This is a genomic window from Pseudomonas sp. Pc102 (genome assembly GCF_018408275.1).
GTDB classification, from domain to species: Bacteria; Pseudomonadota; Gammaproteobacteria; order Pseudomonadales; family Pseudomonadaceae; genus Metapseudomonas; species Metapseudomonas tohonis.
In genome coordinates this window covers 1,505,333-1,531,505 of sequence record NZ_AP021905.1, presented here as the reverse complement: position 1 = coordinate 1,531,505, position 26,173 = coordinate 1,505,333, and the positions used below count along the sequence as shown (strand labels likewise).

The 26,173-nt window shown below is 68.5% G+C and carries 24 protein-coding genes and 1 pseudogene; 7 read left to right on the top strand and 18 right to left on the bottom strand.

The genetic code is table 11. The features are described from left to right. Positions 1-55 precede the first annotated feature (55 nt). The 7 genes from PHLH3_RS07235 to fadD2 form a co-directional block, all read right to left on the bottom strand. A complete protein-coding gene (locus tag PHLH3_RS07235; protein ID WP_213628723.1) occupies positions 56-883 on the bottom strand; it encodes an SGNH/GDSL hydrolase family protein in 828 nt (275 codons plus the stop codon). Positions 884-1,254: 371 nt separating this feature from the next. After that, on the bottom strand, positions 1,255-1,422 hold the full coding sequence (locus PHLH3_RS07230) for a hypothetical protein (RefSeq protein ID WP_213628722.1): 168 nt from the start codon (positions 1,420-1,422) through the stop codon (positions 1,255-1,257). Between the two features lies 1 nt (position 1,423). Then, positions 1,424-2,485, bottom strand: a complete 1,062-nt coding sequence (locus PHLH3_RS07225; RefSeq protein WP_213628721.1) for an HlyD family secretion protein — start codon at positions 2,483-2,485, stop codon at positions 1,424-1,426. Between the two features lie 13 nt (positions 2,486-2,498). Continuing rightward, entirely contained in the window at positions 2,499-4,031 is a 1,533-nt protein-coding gene (locus PHLH3_RS07220) for an MFS transporter (protein WP_213628720.1), read from the bottom strand. Between the two features lie 221 nt (positions 4,032-4,252). Continuing rightward, entirely contained in the window at positions 4,253-5,158 is a 906-nt protein-coding gene (locus PHLH3_RS07215; RefSeq protein WP_213628719.1) for a LysR family transcriptional regulator, read from the bottom strand. Positions 5,159-5,383: 225 nt separating this feature from the next. Continuing rightward, positions 5,384-7,069, bottom strand: coding sequence for a long-chain-fatty-acid--CoA ligase FadD1 (gene fadD1, locus PHLH3_RS07210; RefSeq protein ID WP_173176399.1), 1,686 nt, complete (start codon positions 7,067-7,069; stop codon positions 5,384-5,386). A 285-nt stretch (positions 7,070-7,354) separates the two neighbouring features. Then, entirely contained in the window at positions 7,355-9,043 is a 1,689-nt protein-coding gene (fadD2, locus tag PHLH3_RS07205) for a long-chain-fatty-acid--CoA ligase FadD2 (protein WP_213628718.1), read from the bottom strand. A gap of 274 nt (positions 9,044-9,317) precedes the next feature. Between fadD2 and PHLH3_RS07200 the strand changes: the two genes are divergently transcribed. Both PHLH3_RS07200 and PHLH3_RS07195 read left to right on the top strand, forming a co-directional pair. Beyond that, positions 9,318-10,274, top strand: coding sequence for an alpha/beta hydrolase (locus tag PHLH3_RS07200; protein ID WP_213628717.1), 957 nt, complete (start codon positions 9,318-9,320; stop codon positions 10,272-10,274). Further along, positions 10,271-10,741 carry a MaoC family dehydratase gene (locus tag PHLH3_RS07195; protein WP_021219258.1) on the top strand — a complete coding sequence of 157 codons (471 nt, stop codon included), beginning with the start codon at positions 10,271-10,273 and terminating at the stop codon, positions 10,739-10,741. The genes PHLH3_RS07200 and PHLH3_RS07195 overlap by 4 nt, the downstream gene beginning before the upstream one ends. 63 nt (positions 10,742-10,804) lie before the next feature. On the opposite strand, the gene PHLH3_RS07190 is transcribed toward PHLH3_RS07195, so the two are convergent. Genes PHLH3_RS07190 through PHLH3_RS07180 form a run of 3 tightly spaced genes read right to left on the bottom strand, consistent with a single transcriptional unit; the run spans position 10,805 to position 13,870 of the window. After that, complete coding sequence (locus PHLH3_RS07190) at positions 10,805-11,677, bottom strand: HlyD family secretion protein (RefSeq protein WP_213628716.1); 873 nt, start codon at positions 11,675-11,677, stop codon at positions 10,805-10,807. Positions 11,678-11,688: 11 nt separating this feature from the next. Next, positions 11,689-11,895: a DUF1656 domain-containing protein gene (locus tag PHLH3_RS07185; RefSeq protein WP_173176391.1), complete on the bottom strand. Its 207-nt coding sequence runs from the start codon at positions 11,893-11,895 to the stop codon at positions 11,689-11,691. After that, positions 11,882-13,870 (bottom strand): FUSC family protein, encoded by a 1,989-nt coding sequence (locus tag PHLH3_RS07180; protein WP_213628715.1) that lies wholly within the window; start codon positions 13,868-13,870, stop codon positions 11,882-11,884. Before PHLH3_RS07180 ends, PHLH3_RS07185 begins: the two co-directional genes overlap by 14 nt. A gap of 177 nt (positions 13,871-14,047) precedes the next feature. Here PHLH3_RS07180 and PHLH3_RS07175 point away from each other — a divergent pair, with 177 nt between their 5' ends. The 4 genes from PHLH3_RS07175 to PHLH3_RS07160 are packed head-to-tail and all read left to right on the top strand — an operon-like array spanning position 14,048 to position 17,664. Continuing rightward, positions 14,048-14,683, top strand: a complete 636-nt coding sequence (locus PHLH3_RS07175; protein WP_213628714.1) for a TetR/AcrR family transcriptional regulator — start codon at positions 14,048-14,050, stop codon at positions 14,681-14,683. Next, positions 14,680-15,642, top strand: a complete 963-nt coding sequence (locus PHLH3_RS07170) for a biotin/lipoyl-binding protein (protein ID WP_213628713.1) — start codon at positions 14,680-14,682, stop codon at positions 15,640-15,642. The genes PHLH3_RS07175 and PHLH3_RS07170 overlap by 4 nt, the downstream gene beginning before the upstream one ends. Next, positions 15,635-16,582, top strand: a complete 948-nt coding sequence (locus tag PHLH3_RS07165) for an ABC transporter ATP-binding protein (protein WP_213628712.1) — start codon at positions 15,635-15,637, stop codon at positions 16,580-16,582. Before PHLH3_RS07170 ends, PHLH3_RS07165 begins: the two co-directional genes overlap by 8 nt. After that, on the top strand, positions 16,579-17,664 hold the full coding sequence (locus PHLH3_RS07160; protein ID WP_213628711.1) for an ABC transporter permease: 1,086 nt from the start codon (positions 16,579-16,581) through the stop codon (positions 17,662-17,664). The genes PHLH3_RS07165 and PHLH3_RS07160 overlap by 4 nt, the downstream gene beginning before the upstream one ends. Positions 17,665-17,843: 179 nt before the next feature. On the opposite strand, the gene ccoM is transcribed toward PHLH3_RS07160, so the two are convergent. The 4 genes from ccoM to PHLH3_RS07145 form a co-directional block, all read right to left on the bottom strand. Continuing rightward, a complete protein-coding gene (gene ccoM / locus PHLH3_RS30625; protein WP_276574430.1) occupies positions 17,844-17,960 on the bottom strand; it encodes a cytochrome c oxidase subunit CcoM in 117 nt (38 codons plus the stop codon). Between the two features lie 160 nt (positions 17,961-18,120). After that, positions 18,121-18,276 (bottom strand): hypothetical protein, encoded by a 156-nt coding sequence (locus PHLH3_RS07155; RefSeq protein ID WP_021219249.1) that lies wholly within the window; start codon positions 18,274-18,276, stop codon positions 18,121-18,123. Further along, complete coding sequence (locus PHLH3_RS07150) at positions 18,273-18,869, bottom strand: alpha-ketoglutarate-dependent dioxygenase AlkB (RefSeq protein WP_173176378.1); 597 nt, start codon at positions 18,867-18,869, stop codon at positions 18,273-18,275. The genes PHLH3_RS07155 and PHLH3_RS07150 overlap by 4 nt, the downstream gene beginning before the upstream one ends. Positions 18,870-18,910: 41 nt before the next feature. Beyond that, the gene (locus PHLH3_RS07145) at positions 18,911-19,207 is read right to left on the bottom strand and encodes an aspartate-semialdehyde dehydrogenase (RefSeq protein WP_173176376.1); all 297 of its coding nucleotides are present in this window, start codon (positions 19,205-19,207) and stop codon (positions 18,911-18,913) included. Positions 19,208-19,363: 156 nt separating this feature from the next. Here PHLH3_RS07145 and rapA point away from each other — a divergent pair, with 156 nt between their 5' ends. Further along, positions 19,364-22,213 (top strand): RNA polymerase-associated protein RapA, encoded by a 2,850-nt coding sequence (gene rapA, locus PHLH3_RS07140; protein WP_213628710.1) that lies wholly within the window; start codon positions 19,364-19,366, stop codon positions 22,211-22,213. Positions 22,214-22,385: 172 nt separating this feature from the next. Here the strand turns inward: rapA and PHLH3_RS07135 are convergent. The 4 genes and pseudogenes from PHLH3_RS07135 to PHLH3_RS07120 form a co-directional block, all read right to left on the bottom strand. Next, positions 22,386-23,734: pseudogene (locus PHLH3_RS07135) on the bottom strand (MFS transporter). A gap of 200 nt (positions 23,735-23,934) precedes the next feature. Beyond that, a complete protein-coding gene (locus tag PHLH3_RS07130; protein ID WP_213628709.1) occupies positions 23,935-24,714 on the bottom strand; it encodes a TIM barrel protein in 780 nt (259 codons plus the stop codon). After that, a complete protein-coding gene (locus PHLH3_RS07125; RefSeq protein WP_213628708.1) occupies positions 24,711-25,595 on the bottom strand; it encodes an NAD(P)-dependent oxidoreductase in 885 nt (294 codons plus the stop codon). Before PHLH3_RS07125 ends, PHLH3_RS07130 begins: the two co-directional genes overlap by 4 nt. Next, a complete protein-coding gene (locus tag PHLH3_RS07120) occupies positions 25,592-25,984 on the bottom strand; it encodes a DUF5064 family protein (protein WP_244862991.1) in 393 nt (130 codons plus the stop codon). The genes PHLH3_RS07125 and PHLH3_RS07120 overlap by 4 nt, the downstream gene beginning before the upstream one ends. Positions 25,985-26,173: the final 189 nt, after the last annotated feature.

Below are 26,173 nucleotides of genomic sequence, written 5' to 3'. Positions count from 1 at the left end.
ACCGCACCGGGAAGCGCCCGCGCGCCGATGGCTCGGCGGCGCGGGGCGGAACGGGTCAGCGGGTGGCGGTGACCGGCAGGCTGCGCAGCTCGGCCGGGACGGTGCGCAGGGCCAGGTCCTGGGCCTGCAGGGAATTCCAGGCGAAGCCCTGCAGGGCGCTGCTGCTGTCGTGGTCCAGGCGCGCGGCCTGCTCGCTGGACGGTGCCGGCGGCTGCACGCCGTAGATCAGCGCGTAGAACACCGAGGCGGTCAGGTAGCTGCCGCTGTAGCTCGGGTGGCTGCCGTCCTCGATGAACAGGTGCGGTTGCGGGGTGGCCGCCAGGGCCTGCTTCCAGGCCTGCCCGACCGGGGCCAGCAGCGCGTGGGTCTCGTTGGCCAGGCCGGTGTAGACGGCATCGAGCTGCGCCTGCATGGCCGGGTTCGCCTGGCGTGCCCAGGTCAGGTAGAGGATCGGCTGGGCGCCGGCCTTGCGTGCCTCGGCGGCCATCAGGCGCACGTAGGTGCGGGTCTTCTCGGGGTTGTCCACCGGCATGGTGCTGAAGTCCTGGATCACCACGTAGTCCCAGTGCTGGCTGGCCAGCACCTGCTGCACCACGCCGCGGTTCCAGTGGGCCTCCAGGCTGGCGCCGCCGAAGGTGACGTCGCGCACGTCCAGCGGGCGCGGCTGGGCGGCATCGAGCGACATCTGCCGGACCATGCGCGGCAGGTCGTTGTAGAAGGTGTAGCTGTTGCCCACGAACAGCACGCTGAGCGGGCGGCCCGTCACGGCCTGCGGCGAGGCGGAACCGATCACCGGTTTCGCGGACGGGTTTTCAGCGGCCACGGTCGGGCCGACGACGACAATTCCCAGCATCCAGGCCAGGAGGATTCGACGCACGTTCATACGCATGGAGGTCCCCCAGGAAGCGCAACGGTGCGGGCCACGGGCCCGCGGACCGGCGCAGGTTATGCGAATCCACCGCTGTCGCAATGCTGGAAACGGGCGGGAGCGACGGGAGGTCATACCGTTCGGTAGAGCTAGCGAAGCGGTGGGTTGAGCGAGTGGAGACATGCTGGATCGTTCCCGGCGTGACGACGCGCAGCTCCTGGCTCCGCTTGGTGGAGGTAGAAAGCGACCTCCACCCTACGCATCGATCAGCTCCTGTGTGAAGCGTTGTGCCGTTGTGTGGGGGCGACTTCAGTCGCCAAGCGGCGCACAGCGCCGCCGCCCTTTTGTGGGAGCGGATTCATTCGCGATCGCCTTCCCCGGAGCCATCAGGCACCTGGCGCCGCCTCCTCCCCGTCCAGCGCCTGCCAGCCGCTAACGAGTGCGCGGTAGAGGGCCACCAGCGCCAGGGCGGCATCGGGCCGGGTGAAGTCCGGGCCGACGCTGCAGGCGCCGAGGCCCATCGCCAGGACCAGCAGAGTCGCGTGTCGACGCATCTCAGTTCACCCCCGCCAGGGCCTCGGGCTCGCCACGGGTGTCCACGTCGGCTTCCACCGACATGCCCACCCGCAGGCGCGCGGCCAGGGGCTGGCCCTCGTCGAGGCGGACCTTCACCGGGATGCGCTGCACCACCTTGGTGAAGTTGCCGGTGGCGTTGTCCGGGGCGATGGCGGCGAAGGTCACGCCGGTGGCCGGGGCGATGCTGTCCACATGGCCTTGCAGCACCTCGCCGGGGAAGCTGTCCACGGTCACCTGCACCGCCTGGCCGGGGCGCATGTGGGTGAGCTGGGTCTCCTGGAAGTTGGCGACCACGTAGGCCCGCGCCAGGGGCACCACCGCCAGCAGGGCCTGGCCGGGGCTGACGAAGGCGCCGACCCGCACCGCGCGGCGGCCGATCGTACCGTCCATGGGGGCGCGCAGCTCGGTGTGGGAAAGGTCGAGCTCGGCGCGTTCGAGGCCGGCGCGGGCCTGTTCCAGGGCGGCCTGGGCGGCGTCGCGCTGGGCGGCGAGGATGTCGGTCTGCTTGCGCGTGGCCGAGAGCGCGGCGGCGTGTTCGGCCTGGCGCGCACGGCGGGTGTCGAAGCGGCTGCGCGCCTGCTGGGCGCTCTGCAGGGTGCCGGCGCCCTGCCCGGCCAGGTGCTGGTAGCGCTCCAGCTCGTGGCGGGCGAACGCCATCTCGGCGCGATCCGCCTCCACCGTGGCCTCGGCCTGGCGGATCAGCGCGTCCTGGCGCTCCAGGGTGGCGCGGGCGTTGGCCAGCCTGGCCTCGGCGCTGGCCACTGCGGCGCGGGCGCCGGAGCGCGCGGCGCGGTAGTCGCGGTCATCGATGCGCGCCAGCAACTGGCCGGCCGTCACCGGCTGGTTGTCTTCCACCAGCACCTCGCCGATGAAGCCGGAGACCTTGGGGGCCACCAGGGTGAAGTCGGCCTGGACGAAAGCATCGTTGGTGCCTTCGCCCCCGCTGCCGGCGGTGAAGTGCCAGGCGCTCCAGGCGATGAGGCCGGCGCCGGCGAGCAAGGCGCCGACGATCAGGGGGGTACGGTTGTGTGTGTCGGTCATGGTGATTCTTCCGTTAGCTCGGGGCACGCGGCGGGTAGATGCGCGTGGGCACGAAGGGGATGGCGATGATCAGCGCGGCCGCCAGGACGGCCAGGCACAGGTAGAGGTCGGCGGAGGCCAGCACCGAGGCCTGCTGGTGGACACGACGGGCCAGTTGCGCGCCCTCCTCCAGCAGCGGGCCGTTGCCCAGGCGGTCCACCAGTTGGGTGGAGTGCAGGTGCAGGCGCAGGGTGCCGAGGGCTTCCAGCACGCCGCCGGCCAGCACCGCGGCGAAACCCTTGATGGTGTTGAACCAGGCCGAGGCGAAGGGGCCGTCCGGCGGCGTGATGCTGCCGGTGGAGAGCATCAGCAGCGGCAGCACCGCCATGGGCTGGCCGAAGATCTGCAACGCCTGCACCAGGTAGAAGTCCTCGCGGGCCCAGGCCGAGGTCATCCCCGAGCCCAGCCAGCAGGCAACGGCGAGCATGGCCAGGCCGCAGGCCAGCACCCAGCGGCAATCCACCCGGCGCAGGTTGCACAGGGCCGCCACCAGGGGCAGCGCCAGCAGTTGCGGCAGGGCGACCACGAGGAACACCGGGGCGCTCTGCAGCGGCCGGTAACCCTGCACCTGGGCCAGGTAGGCGGAGGGCACGCTGATCACCCCCAGCAGCACGAAGAGCACACCGCCCAGCACGAACAGGGCGAAGCTGAGGTTGCGCAGCTTGAGCAACTGGAGCTTGAAGAAGGGCAGCGGGTGCTTCCACTCGTTGAGCAGGAACAGCACCAGCAGCACGGTGCCCCCGCCCAGCAGCAGGCGGATCAGCGGCGACTCGAACCAGTCCAGGCGGTCGCCCTGCACCAGGCCGACCACCAGCATCGACAGCGCGGGGAAGCCCAGCAGCAGGCCCAGCCAGTCGAACTGGCGGAAGCGCTCCAGGCGCAGCGGGTCCTGCGGCAGCCCCCAGGCCACCGCGAGCATGGCCAGCAGGCTCATGGGGACGATCTGCCAGAAGGCCCAGCGCCAGCCGACGAACTCCACCCAGAACGCCGCCAGCGGCGTGCCCAGGCCGGGGCCGAAGGTGGCGGTCAGGGCGTAGCCGGCCAGGCCGTAGAGCTTGATGTTGGCGGGCAGGAAGCGCAGCGCCACGGTCATCAGCATCGGCGGCAACGCACCGCCGGCCAGGCCCTGCAGGGCACGCAGGGCCATCAGGCACTGCAGGTTGGGCGCCAGGGGGCCGAGCAGGCCCAGCAGCATGAAGGCGCCGATGGCGGCGAGGGTGAAGCGGCGCAGGGAGAAGGTCACCGAGAACCAGGGGGCGAAGGCCATGGCGCAGACCGAGGGCGCGGCGTAGAGCGCCAGCAGCCAGGTGCCTTCGTCACGGCCGATGCCCATGGCGCCACGGATATCGGCCAGGGCGATTTTGGTGACGTTCTCGTTGAAGCCGGCCACCAGCACCGCCAGCAACACGCCTACGAGGCCGACGACGATGCGCAGCCCGAAGGGCGTCGGCACCGGAGCGGCCGCGGGCTTGGCGGCGGCCTGGGGCAGGGACAGGGGCACGTTCATCGGAGCGGTGCTCCGAGGGCGCGCGAGTGCATGCAAGACATGGGGCTTTCCGGGTTTCAGGGGTACGCGGAAAGTCTATGGACGGCCATGGCATGCCGAAAATTGCAATATTTCTAATTCATGAGTGCGCACGGCGCACGGATCGATTCAGTGGGTCCCCGCGTTCGGGGATGACGGGGAGAACGGCGTGCGCACGCCAGCGGGGATGGGCGCTCCACTGCTCAACCGGGCAGGCCGTCCTCGCAACAGCGCTTGATCAGCTGGCGCAGCCAGCGGTGCGCCGGATCACTGTCGAAGCGTGGGTGCCAGGACTGGCGCACGCGCACAGTCGCCAGCGGCAGGGGGATCTCGAAGGCGCGCAGGGGCAGGCCAAGCCGCTGGCAGGTGGCGACCACGGGGTCGGGCATCGGCAGGATCAGGTCCGAATCCAGCATCGCCAGCACGGCGGAGAAGAAGCTGGGGGCGATCATCACCACCTTGCGCGACAGACCGAGTTCCGCCAGCGCCTGGTCGATGGGGCCCTTCGCCAGGCCGCGGCGCGACACGCTGATGTGCTCGCAGGCGGCGAAGCGCTCGACGTCGAGGGGGCCTTCCAGCAGCGGGTGGCCCTCGCGCACCAGGCCGCTGAAACGGCACTCGAACAGGCCCTGGGACTTGATCTCCGGCCCCAGGGTGAGCGAGGCGCCCACCATCAGGTCGATGCGCCCGGCACGCAGGGCGTCGTCGTCGCCGTCGATCTCCGGGACGAAGCGCAGCACCGTGCCTGGTGCCTCGTGGTGGGCGCGCTCGAACAGGCGACCGCCGTAGCAGACCATGAAGATGTCGTTGGTGCGGATGTTGAAGGTGCGCTCCAGGTTGGCGAGGTCCACCCGGTCGGCATGGAACAGGCCGCTGGCGCGCTCCACCAGGTCCCGCACCTGCTCGCGCAGCTCCAGGGCCCGGGGCGTTGGCACCAGGCCGCGACCGGCGCGCACCAGGATCGGGTCGCCCACCGCCTCGCGGATGCGGGCCAGCGTCCGGCTCATGGCCGGGGCGCTCAGGTGCATGCGCCGCGCCGCCCCGGCGACGCTGCCTTCGTCGAGCAGCACGTCCAGGGCGACCAGCAGGTTGAGATCGGGCAAGGGCATGGGCCGGCTCCAGGGCGGTCGCGAAGAGTCGGCACTCTAGCGGGCGGGAAATGGGGCGTCGAGGCGTGGCGGGCGGGATCGGACTTGTAGCCCCGCGCCAACTTGCGGAGCAGTCAGCGACTATGCGGTGATGGGTTTCGCGGAGCTCTACCCATCCTACGGAGGCCAAGGCGGCGGAGAAAAGAAAAAGCCCCGCGGGTGCGGGGCTCGTTCATGCACAACGGATCAGCCCTTGAGCTTCTTCAGTTCCTGGTCACGCAGTTCACGGCGCAGGATCTTGCCGACGTTGGTGGTCGGCAGGCTGTCGCGGAACTCGACGGCCTTGGGCATCTTGTAGCCGGTGACGTTGGCGCGCATGTGCTGCATCACCTCGTCCTTGGTCAGGCTGGCACCCGGCTTGACCACCACGAAGACCTTGATCGCCTCGCCGGACTTCTCGTCCGGGATGCCGATGGCGGCACATTGCAGCACGCCCGGCAGGGTGGCGAGCACGTCTTCCAGCTCGTTCGGGTACACGTTGAAACCGGAGACCAGGATCATGTCCTTCTTGCGGTCGACGATGCGCATGTAGCCGTCTTCCTGGATCAGGCCGATGTCGCCGGTCTTCAGCCAGCCGTCCGCCGAGAGGATCTCGTCGGTGGCGTCCTGGCGCTGCCAGTAGCCCTTCATCACCTGCGGGCCCTTGACGCACAGCTCGCCGATGGCGCCGATGGCGAGGTCGTTGCCCTCGTCGTCGACCACCTTGCACAGGGTCGAGGGGACCGGGATGCCGATGGTGCCGATCTGGATGCTCTGGAACGGGTTCACCGACACCACCGGGCTGGTCTCGGTCATGCCGAAGCCTTCGCAGATGGCGCAGCCGGTGACGTCCTTCCAGCGCTCGGCCGCGGCCAGCTGCAGGGCCATGCCGCCGGACAGGGTCAGCTTGAGGGCGGAGAAGTCGAGCTTGCGGAAGTCCTCGTTGTTGCACAGGGCGACGAACAGGGTGTTGAGCCCCACGAAGCCGGTGAACTTCCAGTTGGACAGCTCCTTGACCATGGTCGGCAGGTCGCGGGGGTTGCTGATCAGCACGTTGTGGTTGCCGGTCAGCATCATGGACATGCAATGGAAGGTGAAGGCGTAGATGTGGTACAGCGGCAGCGGCGTGATCAGCACCTCGCAACCTTCATTGAGGTTGGCGCCCATCAGCGCCTTGCACTGCAGCATGTTGGCGATCAGGTTGCGGTGGGTCAGCATCGCGCCCTTGGCCACGCCCGTGGTACCGCCGGTGTACTGCAGCACGGCGATGTCGCTGGCGGCCGGGGACGCGTCCTTGACCGGCTTGCCACGGCCCTTGGCCAGGGCATCGTTGAGCTTCACCGCCTGGGGCAGGTGATAGGCCGGGACCATCTTCTTCACGTACTTGACGACGCTGTTGACCAAGAGGCGCTTGAGCGCCGGCAGCATGTCGCCGACTTCGGTGACCACGACGTGCTTGATGCCGGTGCGCGGCAGGACGTCCTGGGCCAGGTGGGCCATGTTGGCCAGGCAGACCAGGGCCTTGGCGCCGGCGTCGTTGAACTGGTGCTCCATCTCCCGCGCGGTGTACAGCGGGTTGGTGTTGACCACGGTGAGGCCGGCGCGCAGGGCACCGAAGACCACGATGGGGTACTGCAGCACGTTCGGCAGCTGCACGGCGATGCGATCGCCGGGTTGCAGGTCGGTGTTCTGTTGCAGGTAGGCCGCGAAGGCGCCGGACAGCTCGTAGAGCTCACCGTAGGTGATGGTCTTGCCCAGGTTGCTGAAAGCGGGCTTGTCGGCAAAGCGTTGGCAGGACTCTTTCAATACCGCCTGGATATTGGGGTACGCGTCGGCATTGATTTCCGCAGGAATGCCTGCTGGATACTTGTCCTTCCAGAAATTTTCGGTCATGGAAGCCCACTCCTAAGCAACAGCTGATCTTCACTGCACGAGGCAGTTGTTTGTTGTGTTCTGTGCGGTCGTTTCGGCCCTTTCCAGGGCAAAAAAACGCGCCGAGAGTAGCAGCTTTGCAAATGGGCGACCAGAGCCAAACAAGGCCCAACGAGTCATTAAAATGACCGAATGCAATGATTTCGGTCATCTTTAGAGTAACGTCTCTAATCGGCGTGCAGAAGGCGTCGCAGAGGGATCGCCGTGCATCCGCCGGCCCTCGCGGGCCGGGGATGGGGGGAAGGGTCAGGCGATGTCGCGCAGCTCGCGACGGAGGATCTTGCCGACCGGCGTCATCGGCAGGGCGTCCTTGAGGACGATGTGCTTGGGCACCTTGTAGCCGGTGAAGTTGGCCTTGCAGTAGGCCTTCAGCTCGTCGACGCTGAGGCCGCCCTCGCGGGCCACGACGAACAGCTTCACCGCCTCGCCGGACTTGTCGTCGGGCACGCCGATGGCCGCGCAGCTGGCCACCTTCGGGTGGGCCATGACCACGTCCTCGATCTCGTTGGGGTAGACGTTGAAGCCGGAGACGATGATCAGGTCCTTCTTGCGGTCGACGATGCGCACGTAGCCGTCCGGGTCGATCACGGCGATGTCGCCGGTCTTCAGCCAGCCTTCGGCGTCGAGCACCTCGGCGGTGGCCTCCTCGCGCTGCCAGTAGCCCTTCATCACCTGCGGGCCCTTGATGCACAGCTCGCCGCGCTCGCCCAGGGGCAGCTCGGCGCCTTCGTCATCGATCACCTTGAAGGCGGTACCCGGCACCGGGATGCCCACGGTGCCCAGGCGCGCCAGGCTGCCGTAGGGGTTGGTGCTGGCCACGGGCGAGGTTTCGGTGAGGCCGTAGCCCTCGACCACGGAGCAGCCGGTCATGGACTGCCAGCGCTCGGCGGTGGCCTTGACCAGCGCGGTGCCGCCGGAGTTGGTGACCTTGAGGTTGGAGAAGTCCAGGTCCTTGAACTCGGGGTGGTCCATCAGCGCGACGAACAGGGTGTTGAGGCCCAGCAGCGCGGAGAAGCGCCACTTCTTCAGCTCCTTGACGAAGCCTGGGATGTCGCGCGGGTTGGTGATCAGCACGTTGTGGTTGCCGTTGACCATCATGCACATGCAGTTCGCGGTGAAGGCATAGATGTGGTAGAGCGGCAGCGGCGCGATCATGATCTCCTGGCCCTGCTTCATCAGCGGCTGGCCGTCCGGGCCCAGCTGCGAGAGGCAGGCGTCCACCTGCTGCATGTTGGCCACCAGGTTGCCGTGGGTGAGCATCGCGCCCTTGGCCACGCCCGTGGTGCCGCCGGTGTACTGCAGCACGGCGATGTCCTCCAGGCCCACCTTCACCGGTTTCAGCGCGTGGCCCTGGCCCTGCTTCAGCGCGGCCTTGAAGGACACGGCCTGGGGCAGGTGGTAGTCCGGCACCATCTTCTTGACCTTCTTCACCACGGTGTTGACCAGCCAGCCCTTGAGGGCCGGCAGCATGTCGCCCATGCGTGCTTCGATCAGGTAGTCGATCTCGGTATCGGGCAGCACTTCCTGCACCAGCTTGCCGAACAGGTTGACGTAGACCAGCGCGCGCACGCCGGCGTCCTTGAACTGGTGGCGCATCTCGCGGGCGGTGTACAGCGGGTTGGTGTTGACCACTATGAGGCCGGCGCGCAGGGCGCCGAACACGGCGATCGGGTACTGCAGCACGTTGGGCATCTGCACCGCGATGCGGTCGCCCGGCTTGAGGTCGGTGTGCTTCTGCAGGTAGGCGGCGAAGGCGCCGGAGAGGCGGTCGAGCTCGGCGTAGGTCAGGGTGACGCCGAGGTTGCTGAAGGCCGGTCGGTCGGCGAATTTCTTGCAGGAACGTTCGAAGACCTCGATCACCGAGCGATAGGCGGTCAGGTCGATCTGGTCGGGGACGCCAGCAGGGCGTTTGTCGCTCCAGAAATCAGGTTGCATTGTTCTTATCCTCTTTGCCCTGAATGTGTCTGGCCCGCGAGCGGGACTGCCCGGAAATTAGCAGGTCCGCACCCGTACGCAAATACTCGCGAACGCGTCATAGACAGTGTGAATCTTGCCGCCATCGCCCGTGCCTGAGCGGCCCGCGGCACCCTGACCACCCGCTGCCCGGGCGGTCCCGCAGGGAACCGATCGGTCAGCCACCTGCCGAGCTTTGCGCCGCCAGGCCGCCCGTGCACAATGCGTCGACACCCCAACGCCACAAGGATTGGCCATGCCCCACGATGCTTTCTGGCTCACCGCCAGCGATGGCGCCTCGCTGCACGTCAACCGCTGGAGCGGCGATGCCCCGCCAAGGGCCGTGGTGATGGTCGCCCACGGCATGGCCGAGCACGGTGGCCGCTACGCGCGCCTGGGCCAGGCCCTGGTGGCGGCGGGCCTGGAGCTCTACGTGCACGACCAGCGCGGCCACGGTCGCACCGCCCAGCACGGCATCCTCGGCCTGTACGCCGAGCACGACGGCTGGAACAAGGTGGTCGGCGACCTGGCCAGCCTCAACCACCACATCCGCCAGCAGCACCCGCAGGTGCCGATCGTCCTGCTCGGCCACAGCATGGGCAGCTACATCGGCCAGGCCTACCTGATGCAGCACAGCTGCAGCCTGCAGGGCGCGATCCTTTCCGGCTCCAACTACCAGCCGGTGGGGCTCTACCGCGCCGCCGCCGTGGTGGCGCGGCTGGAACGCTGGCGCCAGGGCCCGAACGGCCGGAGCGCGCTGATCGAGTTCCTCTCCTTCGGTTCCTTCAACAAGGCCTTCAAGCCCAACCGCACGCCCTTCGACTGGCTCAGCCGCGACCCGGACGAAGTGGACAAGTACGTCAACGACCCGCTGTGCGGCTTCCGCTGCACCAACCAGTTGTGGCTCGACCTGCTCGGCGGGCTTCAGACCATCACCCCGGTGAAGAACCTGGCGCAGATCGACCCCGACCTGCCGTTGCTGGTGGTCGGCGGCGCGCGCGACCCGGTCAGCGACGGTCGCCGCCTGGACGACCTCGCCCGCGCCCTGGGCGAGGCCGGGGTGAAGGACGTGCAACTGAAGATCTACCCCGATGCCCGCCACGAGCTGCTCAACGAGACCAACCGTGACGAGGTGACCGCCCACCTGCTCGACTGGCTGGAGCATGCCCTTGCCCACAGTCGCTACTGCCAACCGAACAAGGAGACCCCATGACCCAGGTAACCAACTTCACCTACGACGCCCTCGAAGTCGGCCAGAAGGCCAGCTACGCCAAGACAGTCGAGGAGCGTGACATCCAGCTGTTCGCCGCCCTCTCCGGCGACCGCAACCCGGTGCACCTGGATGCCGAGTACGCGGCCGGCACGATCTTCAAGGAGCGCATCGCCCACGGCATGTTCAGCGGCGCCCTGATCAGCGCGGCCATCGCCTGCGAACTGCCCGGCCCGGGCACCATCTACCTCGGCCAGCAGTTGAAGTTCACCCGCCCGGTGAAGCTCGGCGACGCCCTGACCGTGGAACTGGAAATCCTCGAGAAGCTGCCGAAGAACCGCGTGCGCATCGCCACCCGCGTGTTCAACCAGAACGCCGAGCAGGTGGTGGACGGCGAGGCCGAGGTCCTGGCGCCCAAGCAGTCCCTGGCCATCGAGCTGCCGGAGCTGCCGCCGATCACCATCGGCTGAACCCCGCAGGCAGGATGCAAGAAGCCCGGCAATCGCCGGGCTTTTTCGTTGCACAGGAGCACACTATTCCTGCGCGTGCGGCGGGTCCCCGACCGTGACGCTGGCGGTCATCCCCGCGCTGAGGCGGATGTCCTCCGGCACCGGGTCGAGCTTGATCCGCACCGGGATGCGCTGGGCCAGGCGCACCCAGTTGAAGGTGGGCTCGACGTTGGCCAGCAGCTGGCCGTCGGGGCTGGCGTTGCGGTCGGTGATGCCGCGGCTGATGCTTTCCACCGAGCCGGTCAGGGGGCGACCGGCGCTCATCAGCCAGATCTTCACCGGCGCGCCGACGTGGATGCCCGGCAGCTTGGTCTCCTCGAAATAGGCCTGCACATAGAAGGAGGCGTCATCCACCAGCGCCATCACCGGCTGCCCGGCGTTGGCGTAGTTGCCCTGGGCCAGGCGCAGGTTGGTGATCTGTCCGCTGCGCGGCGCGCGCACTTCGCTGCGGGCCAGGTTGAGCTCGGCGACCTTCACGTCCGCCTGGGCCTGGCGATATTCGCCCCGGGCGATGTCGGCGGTGATCTGCGCGTTCTCCTTCAGCTCGGCGCTGATCGCCTGCGGCCCCAGGTGGGCGCGGCGAGAAGCCTCGTGCTCGCGCAGGCGCAGCTGCTGCTGGCGCGTCTCGGCCACCGCGCGGGCCTTCTCCAGGGCCGCCAGGTAGCGCTCGCGGTCGACGCTCAGCAGCAGGTCGCCGGCCTTCACCTGCTGGTTGTCGTGGACCTTGAGGTCGACGACCCAGCCGGAAACGTCCGGCGAGATCACCACCACGTCGGCACGGATGCGCGCGTCGCGCGTCCAGGGCGAGAGCATGTAGTGCTGCCAGAGGCTCCAGCCACCGACGATGGCGGCGGCGACCAGGGCCAGGGTGATGACGATACGCAGGGTGGAACGCATGGGTTTCTCCTTCACCAGTGCCCGAACCAGGCGACCAGCAACGACAGGACACAGACATACAGGGCACAGTCGAACAGCGCTTCGTGCCAGATCCAGCGCGCCATGCCGACGCGCTGCAGGGCCAGGCGCAGCACGCCCGTCGCCAGCAGCGCCGCCAGCGCATACATCAGAAAGGGGCTGAGCAGCACGCCGCCCAGGGACCATTCACGCAAGCCCATGGCTCGCCTCCTGTTGTTCACACCATTGGCGCCAGCTCTGCCGCAGCTGCAGCAGGGCCGCCTGGGCCAGGCGCCGGTCGATGCTGGTGCCGGCCTCGCGCAGGGCGCGGATCAGTTGTTCCGAGGGTTCGTCCATCGCACCCGCCAGCGACGCCGCCGGCCCGCGCTCCAGCAGCGGCTCGATGCTGCGCAGGAAACGCGCCTCGCAGGCCTCGACCGAGCGCTCGCCGGCGGCCAGGCAACGGCGCAGGTGCAGCAGTTCGTCGCCGATGTCGAGGCTGGTGATGCCGTCGTCCCAGCGGTTGCGCGACTGGCTGGGCAGCGCCGGGTAGTGCCGCGCCAGCTGCAGCAGGCGGTCGGCCATGCGCCCGCCGAACCAGTTCTCGGCACCGGCCAGCGCACGGTGGGTGAGGCGGCCCAGGTCATGGAAGGTGGCCTTGAGCAGGCGCCGCCCGTGCCAGCCGGGGTTGGTCAGCACGATGACGCGGAACACCAGCACCGCGAAGCCCACGCCGAGGAGGATGGCCATGGCCTCGTTGAGGAACAGCGCCACGTCGAAGTGCATGGTGTTCTGCGGTGCGCAGAGCACGATGAAATGCAGGCAGAAGGAGGTGGAGGTCGCCCCCAGTGCCGGCTTGGCCATGCCCAGGGTGCCGAAGAACAGCGGTACGCCGAGGGCCATGCAGAGCAGCGGGAAGCCGCTCATCTGCGGCAGCACCACCTGGCCGATGAAAAAGGCCACCGGCAGCGCGTAGAGGATGCCGCGCAGGAACATCATGCCGATCTGCTCGGCGTTCTCGCGGCTGGCGAACAGGCTGCAGACCACGCAGGTGAGGGTCAGCGCGCCCACCGAGGAGGTCCAGGCGGTGGCCAGCCAGAACGACGCCAGGCCGACGAAGGCGACGCTGCTGCGCAGGCCGTAGAGCAGCGCGGTGGGCAGGTCGCGGTGCCAGGACAGCGGCGCACCGGCATCTTCCGGCGCCTCGCCGCGCTCCACTGCACGCAGGGCTTCGGCGGCGGCGAGCATCTGCCGCAGCATCACCGCCAGGCGGCCCAGGCAATACTGCTGCACGGGCACCAGGTCGTCGGCTTCGGCAGCGTCCAGCAGGCGCTGGCCGAGGGCTTCGCAGGCGGCGTCATCGGGCTCGGCCAGGCGTTGCAGCACCTCTTCCATCCAGGGCGCCAGGCGCTCGGCCTCGCCCGCCGACAGTTGCCGCCACTGCCGGGCCACGCCCCGGGCCAGGCGCAGCAGGCTGAGCAAATCGCGGCTGAGTACCCGCAGGGCGGCGGCGCGCTGGCGGCCACGGTTGCCTTCGAACCAGGCGTGCTCGCGCTGGGCGTCCACGGCGACGATGCGCCCCAGCACCCCGAGCAGGCCCTGGCGTTCATGGGGCTCGCCGCGCAACGCCGAACGCGCGGCGGCGATGCCGGCACTCCAGGCATCGCCGGCCTGGCGCGCCAGCTGGCGCTCCACCCGCTGCGGCCAGACCAGCGCGCTGACGGCGGTGGCGCAGATGATGCCGAGGCAGATCTCGGTGCAGCGCGCCACCGCCTGGTCGAAAACGGTCAGCGGGTGCGCGATGGCCGGCAGGCCGATGATCGCCACCGTGTAGCCGGCCAGCACGAAGGAGTAGGACCAGGCGCTGCGCAGCATGGTCGAGGCTGCAGTGCACAGGCCCAGCCAGGTGGCCAACGCGAGGATGAACAGCCAGGGCGCCTGCGCGAACAGGGCCATCGCCACCACAGCCATGACGGTGCCCACCAGGGTCCCGAGCAGCCGTGCCAGGCCCTTCTGCACCACCATCCCGGACAGCGGCTGGGCGACGATGAAGGCCGTCATCAGCGCCCATTGCGGCTGCTCCAGGCCGAAGCGCAGCGCGCACCAGAGCGCCAGGCCACCGCCCAGGAGGGTCTTGATGGCGAACTGGAGAGCCGGGATGTCGGGGGCGAGGAACGCCCGCAGGGAATCGCGCACGCACAGGACCTTGAGGGGAATTGCCAGAAGGATAGGCCGCTTCGGCCGGTCATGAGTTCAACGGAAACAATTATTAGCAAGCTATCTAAATGCCGTCCAGCGGATTATCGAAGCGCTGTTTGAAAATTAATTAAATGAGTATTTAAATAATTTCAGTCACCCTCCAGGACCTGCCGCATGACCACGCCCCGCGCACCCGGCCGCCCTGCCGGCGAAGCCCAGCAACGCGAACGCCTGCTCGACACCGCCTGCGAAGCCTTCGCCCAGCAGGGCATCAAGGCCAGCAGCCTGCGCGGCATCGCCCAGAGCACCGGGGTGACGCCGGCGATGGTCAATTACTATTTCGGCAACAAGCAGCGCCTGGTGGATGCGGTGGTGGAAGAGCGCTTCCTGCCATTGGTCCGCAACCTGGCCGTGCGCCTGCAGGAGGCCGGCGACGAGCCCCTGGAACTGGTGCGCCTGTTCGTGCGCGGCATCAGCGAAACGGTGGCCGAACAGCCCTGGATACCGCCGCTGTGGGTGCGCGAGATCCTCTGCGAGGGCGGCGTGCTGCGCGAGCTGCTGCCCCAGCGCATCGCCCCGCTGATTCCGATGCTGCTGGCCCAGCGCTTCGCTGCGGCCCAGGCCCGTGGCGCCCTCAACCCGGATCTCGACCCGCGTCTGCTGGTGGTCTCGCTGATCGGCCTGACCATGCTGCCCCACGCCGCAGCGCCGCTCTGGCGCGGCATCTTCGCCAACCCGGAGATCGGCAACGACGCCCTCGTCAACCACACCCTGGCCCTGCTCGAACGCGGCCTGGAGGTATCGCCATGACCGCCCGCACCTTCATTCCCGGCCTCCTCTGCCTGGCCCTGCTGGGCGGTTGCGACCGCCGCGACAACGAGCCCCTGCTGGGCACCCTGGAATGGGACCGCATCGGCGTGCCCGCCGAAGCCTCGGAAACCATCCTCGACTGGAAGGTGGCCGAAGGGGATGCGGTGCAGGCCGGGCAGTTGCTCGTTGAACTGGACCCGCGCCGCCTCGATGCGCGCCTCGACCAGGCGCGCGGCCAGGTGGCCCAGGCCGAGGCGCGCCTGGAGGAACTGAGCAACGGCGCACGCCAGGAAAGCATCGACGCCGCCCGCGCCACCCTGGTGCGCAACCGCGCCGATGCCACCGAGGCCGGACGCAACTACCAGCGCGTCGCCGCCCTCTACGCGCGGGGCCAGGTGGCCATCGCCGAGCGCGATCGCGCCCGTGCCAGCCGTGACCAGGCCGACGCCGCGGTGAAGAACGCCGATGCCCAGTTGCGCGAACTCACCAATGGCACCCGCCCGGAACAACTGGCCCAGGCCGCCGCCGAGCTGCAGGCCGCCCGCGCCGCGCTGGCCCGGATGCAGGTGGATCGCGAGCACCTGAGCGTGCGCGCACCCCGCGCCGGCCGGGTCGACGCCCTGCCCTTCCGCCCCGGCGACCAGCCGCCGGCCAACGCCGAGGTGGTCAGCCTGCTGGTGGGCGAGACGCCCTATGCGCGGCTGTTCATCCCCGCCCCGGTGCGTTCGCGCATCGCCATCGGCGACCGCCTGCAGGTGGGCGTCGAGGGGGTCGAGGGTCTCTTCACCGGGCGAGTGCGCAGCATCGCCAGCGAGGCCAGCTTCACCCCCTACTACGCCCTGACCGGCAGCGACGCCAGCCGCCTGGTGTACCGCGCCGAACTGGTGCTGGAGGGAGAGGCAGCCGCACGCCTGCCCGCTGGCCTGCCGCTGCATGCGGAGCGCCCGGGCGATGAATGACGGCGAAGCGGTGATCCGCGCGCGCGGCCTGACCAAGCGCTTCGGCCAACTGACGGCTGTGGACGGATTGAATCTCGAGGTGGACCGCGCCGAGGTATTCGGCTTCCTCGGCCCCAATGGCTGCGGCAAGTCAACCACCATCCGCATGCTCTGCGGCCTGCTGCTGCCCAGCGAGGGGGAGATCGAGGTGCTCGGTTGCCAGATCCCCCGCGACGCCGAGGCGCTGAAGCGACGCATCGGCTACATGACGCAGAAGTTCTCCCTCTACGAGGACCTGACCATCGGCGAGAACCTGGAATTCCTCGCTGCCGTGCAGGGGCTCTCGCGCCCCGAGAGCCGCCGCCGCATCGAGGAGTTGCTGGAGCGCTACTGGCTGGCAGACCGCCGCAAGCAGCTCGCCGGCACCCTCAGCGGCGGGCAGAAGCAGCGCCTGGCCCTGGCCGGGGCGGTCCTGCACAAGCCCGACCTGCTGCTGCTCGACGAACCCACCAGCGCGGTCGACCCGCAATCGCGCCGGGAATTCTGGGACTCGCTGTTCGAGCTGGCCGAGGCCGGCACTACGCTGCTGGTCTCCACCCACTACATGGACGAGGCCGAACGCTGCACGCGACTGGGCATCCTCGACGCCGGCCGGCTGGTGGCCGACGGCAGCCCGGCCGAGCTGATGGGCGCCCTGCCCGGCCACCCGCTGCTGATCGAGTGTGCCCAGCCACGCCAGGCGCAACGGGCGCTGCAGGGGACCGACGAGGTGATCGCCATGGCGCAGATCGGCGCCTCGCTGCGGGTACTCAGCGCCGAGGCCAACGCCGGCGAGCGCATCGCCCGGCGCCTGGCCGAGCAGGGTGTGGAGGCCGAGGTGAAGGAGACCGAGCCGAACCTGGAGGACGTCTTCGTCGCCGTCACCCACCAGCCGATGCAGAAGGCGGAGGCCGCCCGATGAACCTGCACCGCCTGGGCGCCATCGTCCTCAAGGAGCTGCGCCAGTTGCGCCGCGACCGCCTGACCTTCGCCATGATCGTCGGCATTCCCATCATGCAGCTGGTGCTGTTCGGCTACGCAATCAACATGGATGTGCGCGGCCTCGACGCCGCGGTACTGGACCAGGCGGACACGGCGCGCTCCCGCGAGGCAGTGGCGGAGATCGGCTCCAGCCAGGTGGTGAACTTCCGCTACCACCTGGGCAGCCCCCAGGAAATCGACCAGCTGCTGCGCGTCGGGCGCATCAGCGCGGCGCTGGTGATCCCCCGCGATTTCGAGGCCCGGGTGCAACGCCAGGACCCAGGGCGCCCGCCACTGCAACTGGTGGTGGACGGCTCCGACCAGGTGGTGCAGGCCTCGGCCCGCCAGTTGGCGGGTTTCCCCTTGCAGGGCTGGAACAACCGCCAGGCGATGGCGGTGGTGAACTTCTACAACCCCGAGCGACTGGCACCGCTGAACACGGTGCCGGGGCTGATCGGGGTGATCCTGACCATGACCATGGTGCTGTTCACCGCCATCGCCCTGGTGCGCGAGCGCGAGCGCGGCAACATGGAGATGCTGATCACCACGCCGGTCTCGCCCTGGGAGCTGACCATCGGCAAGGTGCTGCCCTTCGTCGGCATCGGCCTGGTGCAGGTGACGGTGATCCTCATCGTCGGCCTGCTGCTGTTCGAGGTGCCGGTGCGCGGTTCGCTGCTGGAGCTCTACGCAGCGGCGCTGCTGTTCATCTTCGCCAGCCTGACCCTGGGCGTGTTCATCTCCACCCTGGCGCAGAGCCAGTTCCAGGCGATGCAGATGGCCTTCTTCACCTTCCTGCCGCAGATCCTGCTGTCGGGGTTCATGTTCCCCTTCGCCGGCATGCCGCGCATCGCCCAGTGGATAGCCGAGGTGCTGCCGCTCACCCACTTCCTGCGCCTGGCGCGCGGCATCATGCTGCGCAGCGCCACGCTGGCGGAGCTGTGGCTGGAGATGGTCGCGCTGCTGGTGTTCACGGCGGTGATGCTCGGCGTCGCCGTATCGCGGGTGCACAAGCGGCTGGACTGATGGCGATGGACCATGAAGTGCCGTGGGTCGGGTGAGATCCCACATACCGGAGACTGGGCGTCACGGGTTTCACCCGCCCTACGTGAAGGTGTGGAGCTCGGCGGGGCAAAAATCGCGGACGAAAAAAAGGGCGACCGAAGTCGCCCGAGGTGCCTTGCGTGCCTGTGAACCTGGTGGACTCAAGCCTTGTCGCGCTTGTGCGAGTCCTTCCAGATGAAATACCCGACGCCTGCGAAGAAGGCGACCATCAGACCTACGGTCCCGATACCGGCGAGAACCACTACATCGATGAACATTTGGCTGCCTCCTGCGTTGGCGTTGTTTGTTTCGATGGGTCAAAGGTAGACCCGTGCCTGGCAGGGGAAATTGATCTAGATCAATGGGCGCAGGGCCCCGCCGGCGAGGCCGTCGGGGAACTGATCCAGGTCAATTTAAATGGGGGTGCAGCGGAGGGATTCAGCGCTTTTTCGGCTTGCGGGGCTTTTTCGATTTGCCCAGGGGCATGGCCTGCTCGAAGGCGTTGCGCACGTCGTTGAGGCGTTTCTCGTGCAGGTCATGGATGCGTTTGTCACGCTCGGCGCCGAAGTCGACCAGTTTCTCGTCATTGCTCATGAACGGATCCAGCGGAAGGTGAGATTCAGGCGAGGGTCGCAGGGCGTGCGCGTCTTCGCCACCTGGTGTTGCCAATGATGCTGTGTCGGACCGCTCATGACCAGCAGCGCCCCGTGCCCGAGCTGCAACGAATGCCCGATGCGCCCACTCCCCTTGCGACGCAGATCGAAACGCCGGGTTCCACCGAGGTTCAACGAAGCGATGAGCGGATCGCGCCCGAGCTCTGCCTCGTCGTCGCTGTGCCAGCCCATGGAATCCTGGCCGTCGCGGTAATAGTTGAGCAGCGCACCGTTGAGCGGCTGGCCGACCGCTTCCTGCACACGGGCACGGATCTCGGCCAGCAGCGGCGTCCAGGGCAGCGGGCGGTGCACCAGGCCGGAGTAGCGGTAGCTGGCCTCGGCATCGCCGTACCAGGCCAGCAGCCTGGGCACCGGGTAGTCACGGCCGTGCAGATGGACACTGGGTTGTTCCCAGGGGGTTTCGGCGACCAGGCGGGCGAACCAGTCGTCGGCTTCTTCGACGGATAGCCAATGGGGTTCGAAACGCAGCTGGGCGTCGGGCAGGTCGAGGGGGATGTCGTCGAACAGGTCCACGGGGTCAACCGGAAAGGGGCTGGGTGGGAATCATGCGCGCCTCAGACTTCGACATCCACCCACAGCCCCTGGCGCGGGAGCTGCTCGATCACCTCTTCGTCGGCCTGTTTCACATCGCCCTCGGCCAGCTCCTCGGCCGTGTAGCCCCGGCGCTGGCGGCGGCGCTGCTCCTCGCGGAGCATCTCTTCGGCCTCCTGCGGGTGGCGCCGGTCCAGGCCGATGGCGCTTTCCTCGGAGCCTTCCTTCGCCGGCGTGACAGGCGGGATGTCGGGACGCGGCTTGATCACGTCCTGCTGGGATGTCACGGGAACCAGGCTATGGGGTATCGGCGGCAACATGGTTTCGGCCCTCCTCTGATCAGACTGTCGGCAGGGCGCATCACTACTTTAACGCCGCTCGCTACACTGCAACAGACATATGGAGCGCAAGTCCCGTCGCTCTTGGCACCGCGTTCCGTTAAACTTGCCGGCTTTTTTGCATGGTGGGAGAGACGCATGGCGCAGCAGTACCAACCGGGGCAACGCTGGATCAGTGACAGCGAAGCGGAACTGGGGCTCGGGACCATCCTGGCATCGGATGGACGCCTGCTCACAGTGCTCTACCCGGCCACGGGCGAAACCCGCCAGTACGCCCTGCGCAATGCGCCCCTGACCCGCGTCCGCTTCGCCCCGGGTGACGAGATCACCCACTTCGACGGCTGGAAGCTCACCGTCCAGGAAGTCGACGACATCGACGGCCTGCTGATCTACCACGGCCTCACCGCGCAGCACGAAGAACGGACCCTGCCGGAGACCCAGCTCTCCAACTTCATCCAGTTCCGCCTCGCCAGCGATCGCCTGTTCGCCGGCCAGATCGACCCGATGAACTGGTTCGGCCTGCGCTACCACACCCTGGAGCACCAGAGCCGCCTGCTGCAATCCCCGCTCTGGGGCCTCGGCGGCGCCCGCGCGCAACCCATCGCCCACCAGCTGCACATCGCCCGTGAAGTGGCCGACCGCATCGCCCCGCGCGTCCTGCTGGCCGACGAAGTGGGCCTCGGCAAGACCATCGAAGCGGGCCTGGTGATCCACCGCCAGCTGCTGTCCGGCCGCGCCAACCGCGTGCTGATCCTGGTACCGGAGAACCTCCAGCACCAGTGGCTGGTGGAGATGCGCCGCCGCTTCAACCTGCAGGTCGCGCTGTTCGACGGCGAGCGCTTCCTCGAGAGCGACGCCAGCAACCCCTTCGAGGACGCGCAGCTGGCGCTGGTCTCCCTGGAATGGCTGAAGGACAGCGAGAAGGCCCAGGACGCCGCCTTCGCCGCCGGCTGGGACCTGCTGGTGGTCGACGAAGCCCACCACCTGGTCTGGCACCCGGAGCAGGCCAGCGACGAATACCGCCTGGTCGAGCAACTGGCCGAGGTCATCCCCGGCGTGCTGCTGCTCACTGCCACCCCGGAACAGCTGGGCCAGGACAGCCACTTCGCCCGCCTGCGCCTGCTCGACCCGGCGCGCTTCCACGACCTGGAAGCCTTCCGCGCCGAAAGCGCCAACTACAAGCCCATCGCCGAAGCCGTGCAGGAGCTGCTGGACCAGGGCCGCCTGTCACCCGGTGCGCACGCCACTATCTCCGGCTTCCTCGGTGCCGAAGGCGAAGCCCTGCTGGCCGCCGTCTCCGATGGCGACAGCGAGGCCGCCGCCCGCCTGGTGCGCGAGCTGCTGGACCGCCACGGCACCGGCCGCCTGCTGTTCCGCAACACCCGCGCCGCCGTGCAGGGCTTCCCCGAGCGCAACCTGCACCCCTACCCGCTGCCGAGCCCCGTGGAATACATGGAGCTGCCGGTGGGCGAACACCCCGACCTGTACCCGGAAGTCAGCTTCCAGGCGCAGCAGGAAAGCGGTGACGAGGCCGAGCGCTGGTGGCGCTTCGACCCGCGCGTCGAATGGCTGATCGACACCCTGAAGATGCTCAAGAAGTTCAAGGTGCTGGTGATCTGTGCCCACGCCGAGACCGCCCTGGACCTGGAAGACGCCCTGCGCGTGCGTTCCGGCATCCCCGCCACCGTGTTCCACGAAGGCATGAGCATCCTCGAGCGCGACCGCGCCGCCGCCTACTTCGCCGACGAGGAATTCGGCGCCCAGGTGCTGATCTGCTCCGAGATCGGCAGCGAAGGCCGCAACTTCCAGTTCGCCCACCACCTGGTGCTGTTCGACCTGCCGGCCCACCCGGACCTGCTGGAACAACGCATCGGCCGCCTCGACCGCATCGGCCAGAAGCACACCATCCAGTTGCACGTGCCCTACCTGGAAACCAGCCCGCAGGAGCGCCTGTTCCAGTGGTACAACCAGGCACTCAACGCCTTCCTCGCCACCTGCCCCACCGGCAACGCCCTGCAGCACCAGTTCGGCCCGCGCCTGCTGCCGCTGCTGGACGGCGGTGACGACGGCGAGTGGCAGGCCCTGGTGGACGAGGCCGAAGCCGAGCGCAAGCGCCTGGAAGGCGAGCTGCATGCGGGCCGCGACCGCCTGCTGGAGCTCAACTCCGGCGGTGCCGGCGAAGGCCAGGCGCTGGTGGAGGCGATCCACGAGCAGGACGACCAGTTCGCCCTGCCCATCTATATGGAGGCCCTGTTCGACGCCTTCGGCATCGACAGCGAGGACCACTCCGAGAACGCCCTGGTGCTCAAGCCGGGCGAGAAGATGCTCGACGCCGGCTTCCCCCTGGGCGACGACGAAGGCGTGACCATCACCTACGACCGCAACCAGGCGCTGTCGCGCGAGGACATGCAGTTCCTCACCTGGGAACACCCCATGGTGCAGGGCGGCATGGACCTGGTGCTCTCCGGCTCCATGGGCAACACCTCGGTGGCGCTGATCAAGAACAAGGCGCTCAAGCCCGGCACCGTGCTGCTCGAGCTGCTCTACGTCAGCGAAGTGGTGGCGCCGCGTGCGCTGCAGCTGGGCCGCTACCTGCCGCCGGCGGCGCTGCGCTGCCTGCTCGACGCCAACGGCAACGACCTGGCCAGCAAGGTGGCGTTCGACACCCTCAACGACCAGCTGGAAAGCGTGCCGCGCGGCAGCGCCAACAAGTTCGTCCAGGCCCAGCGCGACGTGCTTTCGGCACAGATCCACGCCGCCGAAGCGAAGATCCGCCCGCGTCACGAAGCCCGTGTGGCCGATGCCGTGAAGCGCCTGAGCGCCGAGCTGGACGAGGAACTGGCGCGCATGACCGCCCTCAAGGCCGTCAACCCCAGCGTTCGCGACAGCGAGATCGAAGCCCTGCGCAAGCAGCGCGACGACGGCCTGGCGCTGATGGAAAAAGCCGCCCTGCGCCTGGAGGCGATCCGCGTGCTGGTGGCGGGTTGATCGAGGTTCGCGGGAAATGAAAAAGCGCGCTTCGGCGCGCTTTTTCTTTATCTGCTGTAGCCCGGGCTTCAACCCGGGGGAAGGCCCGTGCGATGGGTTTCGCTTCGCTCGCGGAACGCCGCCCGACCCATCCTACGAAAGCTGCCGCCACATAGGATGTGCCGTGCAGTCCTCAGGCCGGCACCGCGTTGACGCTGCCCGTTTCCATCCCCGCGCGCATGCTGCGGGCATCGCGGCCGAAGCAGCGGGCGGCCTGGAGCAGCGCCAGCATGGTCAGGCCCAGGGCCACGGGGATCAGGTACATGGCGTCGTGCAGCCCGATGGCCTTGAACTGCTCGGTCATCTCGCTGGCGCCGGCGGCGTACATCGCGGCGTGGGCGAAGTGGTCGGACAACAGCCCCACCACCACCGGGCCGAGGCCACCGCCGAGCAGGTAGAGGCCGGCGAAGAACAGCGCCATCGCCGTGGCCCGCAGGCGCGGCTCGATCACGTCCTGGATGGCGGTGTAGACGCAGGTGTAGAAGGTGTAGGCGAACAGCCAGCCGATGCTGAACACGCCGACGAACAGACCGATCTCGATGCGCCCGGAGAACAACGCGAAACCGGTGGCGAGGGTGGCGACCAGCATGCTGCCGGTGGCCAGCAGCAGGCGGCCGCGCTCGGATTTCTCGTGGGCCTTGTCGGCCAGCCAGCCGCCGACGGTCAGGCCGATCAGCCCGGTGACCCCGCAGATCACCCCGGTGGCCACGGCCGCGCTCTGCAGCGGCAGCAGGAAGTAGCGTTGCAGCATCGGCACCATGAAGGAGTTGCAGGCGTAGGTGGCGAAGTTGAAGGTGAGGCCCGCCAGGGTCAGCCACCAGAAGGTGCGGATGGCCAGGACCCGCCGCAGCGGCTTGTCCACGGGCGAGAGGTCGACCTTGACCGACTCCGCGGCCCCCGGGCCGGTTCCTTGATGAAGAACATGAACAGCGCCAGGATCAGCCCCGGGATCGCGGCGATGACGAAGGGCGCACGCCAGCTGCCGAAGGCCTGGACCATGGCGCCGATGGTGAAGAAGGCCAGCACCAGGCCCAGCGGCAGGCCGAGCATGAAGATGCCCATGGCGCGGGCGCGCTTGTTGGCCGGGAACAGGTCACCGATCAGCGAGTTGGCGGCCGGCGCGTAGCTGGCCTCACCGATGCCCACGCCCATGCGGATCAACAGGAAGCTCCAGAAATTCCACGCCAGGGCGTTGACCGCCGTCAGCCCGCTCCACACCGCCAGCCCCCAGCCCATGATCTTCTTGCGCGAGCCGGTGTCGGCCATGCGCCCGAGCGGCAGGCCGGCGATGGCATAGACGAGGGTGAAGGCGGTTCCGATCAGGCCGAGCTGGAAATCGCTCAGGCTCCACTCGTGGCGCACCGGCTCGATGATGATGGCCGGGATGGTGCGGTCGAAGAAGTTGAACAGGTTGGCAAGGAACAGCAGGAACAGAACGCGCCAGGCGTTCGCCGCCTGGGGGGAAGGCTGCAAAGGCTGCATGGGGTCGGTCTCGATTGTTGTTATCTGCCGGGCAAACCGCCTGCCAGGCTTGTAAGCCGCAATCTAGACCCTGCGGCCGTGCCCTGTCTGCGAACATTCGCAAGCGTTATGTAGGACAATCCAACACTGCCGCCGAATCACGGACGCCGGACGGGCACCACCCCAACGGGGCGTGAAGCCCGTCCGGCCGCCTCGCACCCTCAACGCGCCTTGAATGCGGGCAGCCAGCCCAGGCTCTCCCCGGTTGGCTTGCCCGGCCGGTACTCGGCGGCCAGCCAGCCGGCGTAGCCACTGTCCTCCAGCGCATCGAGCAGGGGCGCGAAATCCGTGGAGCCCGAGCCCGGCTCGGCGCGACCGGGGCAATCGGCGAACTGCACATGGGCGATGCGCCCCGCCAGCAAGCGGATGCCGGCGACCACGTCCAGGTCCTGGCGGGCCATGTGGTACAGGTCGAACTGCGCGGCGACGTTCGGCCGGCCTACGGCACGCAGCAGTTCATCCAGGTGCTCCGGCGTATGGATCAGGAAGCCCGGCATGTCGATCGGGTTGATGGCTTCGGCCAGTACCTGGATGCCCAGCGGGTGGAAGGTGTCGGCGGCCTTGCGCAGGTTCGCCACCAGGGTCGCCAGGGCGGTCTCGCGGTCCAGCCCCTCGCCCAGGCGGCCGGGCAGCACGTTGACGAACAGCGGGTTGACCACCGCCGCGTAGGCGTAGGCCTGGCGCAGCGCGGCATCGAATGCGTCCTGGCGCGCCGGCACCGCCGCCAGGCCCGGGCCGCCCTGCAGCAGGTCGGCGGCGGGCAGGTTGATCAGCAGCAGCGGCAGGCCGGCCTGGTCCAGCGCGGCCTTGAGCTCGCCGGCCGGCAATTCGTAGGGAAACTGGATTTCCACCGCTTCGAAGCCCGCAGCGGCAGCGGCGCCGATGCGTTCGATCAGCGGCAGCTCGGTGAACAGCATGGAGAGGTTGGCGGCGATCCTCATGACTGCTCCTCGCGGTACATCTCCACCAGCGTCGCCGGATCACGCGCCAGGTTGCCCTGGCTGCCGTGCAGGCGCATCAGTTGCGCGGCCAGGCCGCTCATGGGGGTGGCGCTGCCCTCCTCGCGGGACAGCTTGACGGCGGTGTCCAGGTCCTTGAGCAGGGTGCGCACGTGCCACTTGATCGGCTCGAAGCGGCTCTCGGCCATCTGCGGCGCGAGGATCTGCAGCGGCCTGGAATCGGCGAAACCACCCGCGAGCGCGGGGGCCAGCAGGCTGGCATCGACACCGGACCTTTCCGCCAGCGCCACCACCTCGGCGATCACCAGGGCGTTGCACGCGACGATCATCTGGTTGCACACCTTGGTCACCTGGCCGGCACCGACCTCGCCCATGCGGGTCAGGCGCTGGCCGAGATGGGCCAGTATCGGGCGCACGCGCTCGACATCCTCCTCGCGACCGCCGGCCATGATCGCCAGGGTGCCGGCCTCGGCCCCCGGCGTGCCGCCGGAAACCGGTGCGTCCACCCAGCGCATGCCGGTACGGCGCTCGAGCTCGGCCGCCATCTCACGGGTGGCTGCCGGTTCCAGGCTGGAGAAATCCACCAGCAACTGCCCGGGCCGCGCGCCTTCGACGACGCCGCCCGGGCCGAAGACCACCTCGCGCACCACGGCCGTATCGGCGAGGCAGAGCATGACGATATCGGCCTGCGCACAGAGCGCGGCGGGGCTGTCCACACGGCGTGCGCACAAAGCTTCGAGGGGGGCGCATTTGTCGGCGCTGCGGTTCCACACCGACAGCGGGTAGCCGGCGGCGAGCAGGCGTCGGGTCATCGGCAGGCCCATCAGGCCGATGCCGGCGAAGGCGATGCTGGGAAGGGTCATGCAGGTGGGCTCCGGAAAACGGGTGCCCAATCTAAACCCAACGGTCGGCCTGTGCACCTCTGCGGCAAGGCGCGGATCGCGCACCAGCATCGGGCAACCGGTAACACCACGCCCCATATAAGGGCACCGAAATGCTCAACGCCCGTCCTTGAGCGGGGGTCGAGGTCCACCGGCTCGCCCGGCTCGACCTGTAATTGCCCACGGGTGTCCTCGAACATCGCCTCGAACGCCTCGTGGCCACGCAGGATGGGGCCGCTATCCGGAGGCAGGCCATGCTTCGCGACGATGCGCGACACGACGCTGGCGAAGTTGCAGGCGGTGTCGCGGTGCAACGCGAACGCCTCCTCGAAACGCTCGCCGTCGACCTCACCCAGCAGGCGGAACTGCAACGGCGTGCTCTCCTGCTCGTCATGGCGGGCTGGTAATGGAGATAGGGGATGAATCCGGGCTGGCCGGACAGGCCGGGGAGGTCGCCGCGATGCGGATGGCCGGGCTTGAAACTGGAGGCACTCCCGAGGGGATGGCTGGCGTCGGTCGCAGCCGCCTGGACAGACAGGAGTGCCGCAGGTCCCCCTTCG

Coding starts and splice junctions, on each gene's coding strand:
- PHLH3_RS07215 (WP_213628719.1), bottom strand. CDS start 5,158: ATGCCCTTGCCCGATCTCAACCTGCTGGTCGCCCTGGACGTGCTGCTC.
- fadD1 (WP_173176399.1), bottom strand. CDS start 7,069: ATGACCGAAAATTTCTGGAAGGACAAGTATCCAGCAGGCATTCCTGCG.
- PHLH3_RS07220 (WP_213628720.1), bottom strand. CDS start 4,031: ATGAACGTGCCCCTGTCCCTGCCCCAGGCCGCCGCCAAGCCCGCGGCC.
- PHLH3_RS07155 (WP_021219249.1), bottom strand. CDS start 18,276: ATGAGCAATGACGAGAAACTGGTCGACTTCGGCGCCGAGCGTGACAAA.
- PHLH3_RS07235 (WP_213628723.1), bottom strand. CDS start 883: ATGAACGTGCGTCGAATCCTCCTGGCCTGGATGCTGGGAATTGTCGTC.
- PHLH3_RS07225 (WP_213628721.1), bottom strand. CDS start 2,485: ATGACCGACACACACAACCGTACCCCCCTGATCGTCGGCGCCTTGCTC.
- PHLH3_RS07165 (WP_213628712.1), top strand. CDS start 15,635: ATGAATGACGGCGAAGCGGTGATCCGCGCGCGCGGCCTGACCAAGCGC.
- PHLH3_RS07175 (WP_213628714.1), top strand. CDS start 14,048: ATGACCACGCCCCGCGCACCCGGCCGCCCTGCCGGCGAAGCCCAGCAA.
- PHLH3_RS07125 (WP_213628708.1), bottom strand. CDS start 25,595: ATGACCCTTCCCAGCATCGCCTTCGCCGGCATCGGCCTGATGGGCCTG.
- fadD2 (WP_213628718.1), bottom strand. CDS start 9,043: ATGCAACCTGATTTCTGGAGCGACAAACGCCCTGCTGGCGTCCCCGAC.
- PHLH3_RS07200 (WP_213628717.1), top strand. CDS start 9,318: ATGCCCCACGATGCTTTCTGGCTCACCGCCAGCGATGGCGCCTCGCTG.
- PHLH3_RS07170 (WP_213628713.1), top strand. CDS start 14,680: ATGACCGCCCGCACCTTCATTCCCGGCCTCCTCTGCCTGGCCCTGCTG.
- ccoM (WP_276574430.1), bottom strand. CDS start 17,960: ATGTTCATCGATGTAGTGGTTCTCGCCGGTATCGGGACCGTAGGTCTG.
- PHLH3_RS07185 (WP_173176391.1), bottom strand. CDS start 11,895: ATGGGCTTGCGTGAATGGTCCCTGGGCGGCGTGCTGCTCAGCCCCTTT.
- PHLH3_RS07160 (WP_213628711.1), top strand. CDS start 16,579: ATGAACCTGCACCGCCTGGGCGCCATCGTCCTCAAGGAGCTGCGCCAG.
- rapA (WP_213628710.1), top strand. CDS start 19,364: ATGGCGCAGCAGTACCAACCGGGGCAACGCTGGATCAGTGACAGCGAA.
- PHLH3_RS07145 (WP_173176376.1), bottom strand. CDS start 19,207: ATGTTGCCGCCGATACCCCATAGCCTGGTTCCCGTGACATCCCAGCAG.
- PHLH3_RS07230 (WP_213628722.1), bottom strand. CDS start 1,422: ATGCGTCGACACGCGACTCTGCTGGTCCTGGCGATGGGCCTCGGCGCC.
- PHLH3_RS07195 (WP_021219258.1), top strand. CDS start 10,271: ATGACCCAGGTAACCAACTTCACCTACGACGCCCTCGAAGTCGGCCAG.
- PHLH3_RS07130 (WP_213628709.1), bottom strand. CDS start 24,714: ATGAGGATCGCCGCCAACCTCTCCATGCTGTTCACCGAGCTGCCGCTG.
- PHLH3_RS07190 (WP_213628716.1), bottom strand. CDS start 11,677: ATGCGTTCCACCCTGCGTATCGTCATCACCCTGGCCCTGGTCGCCGCC.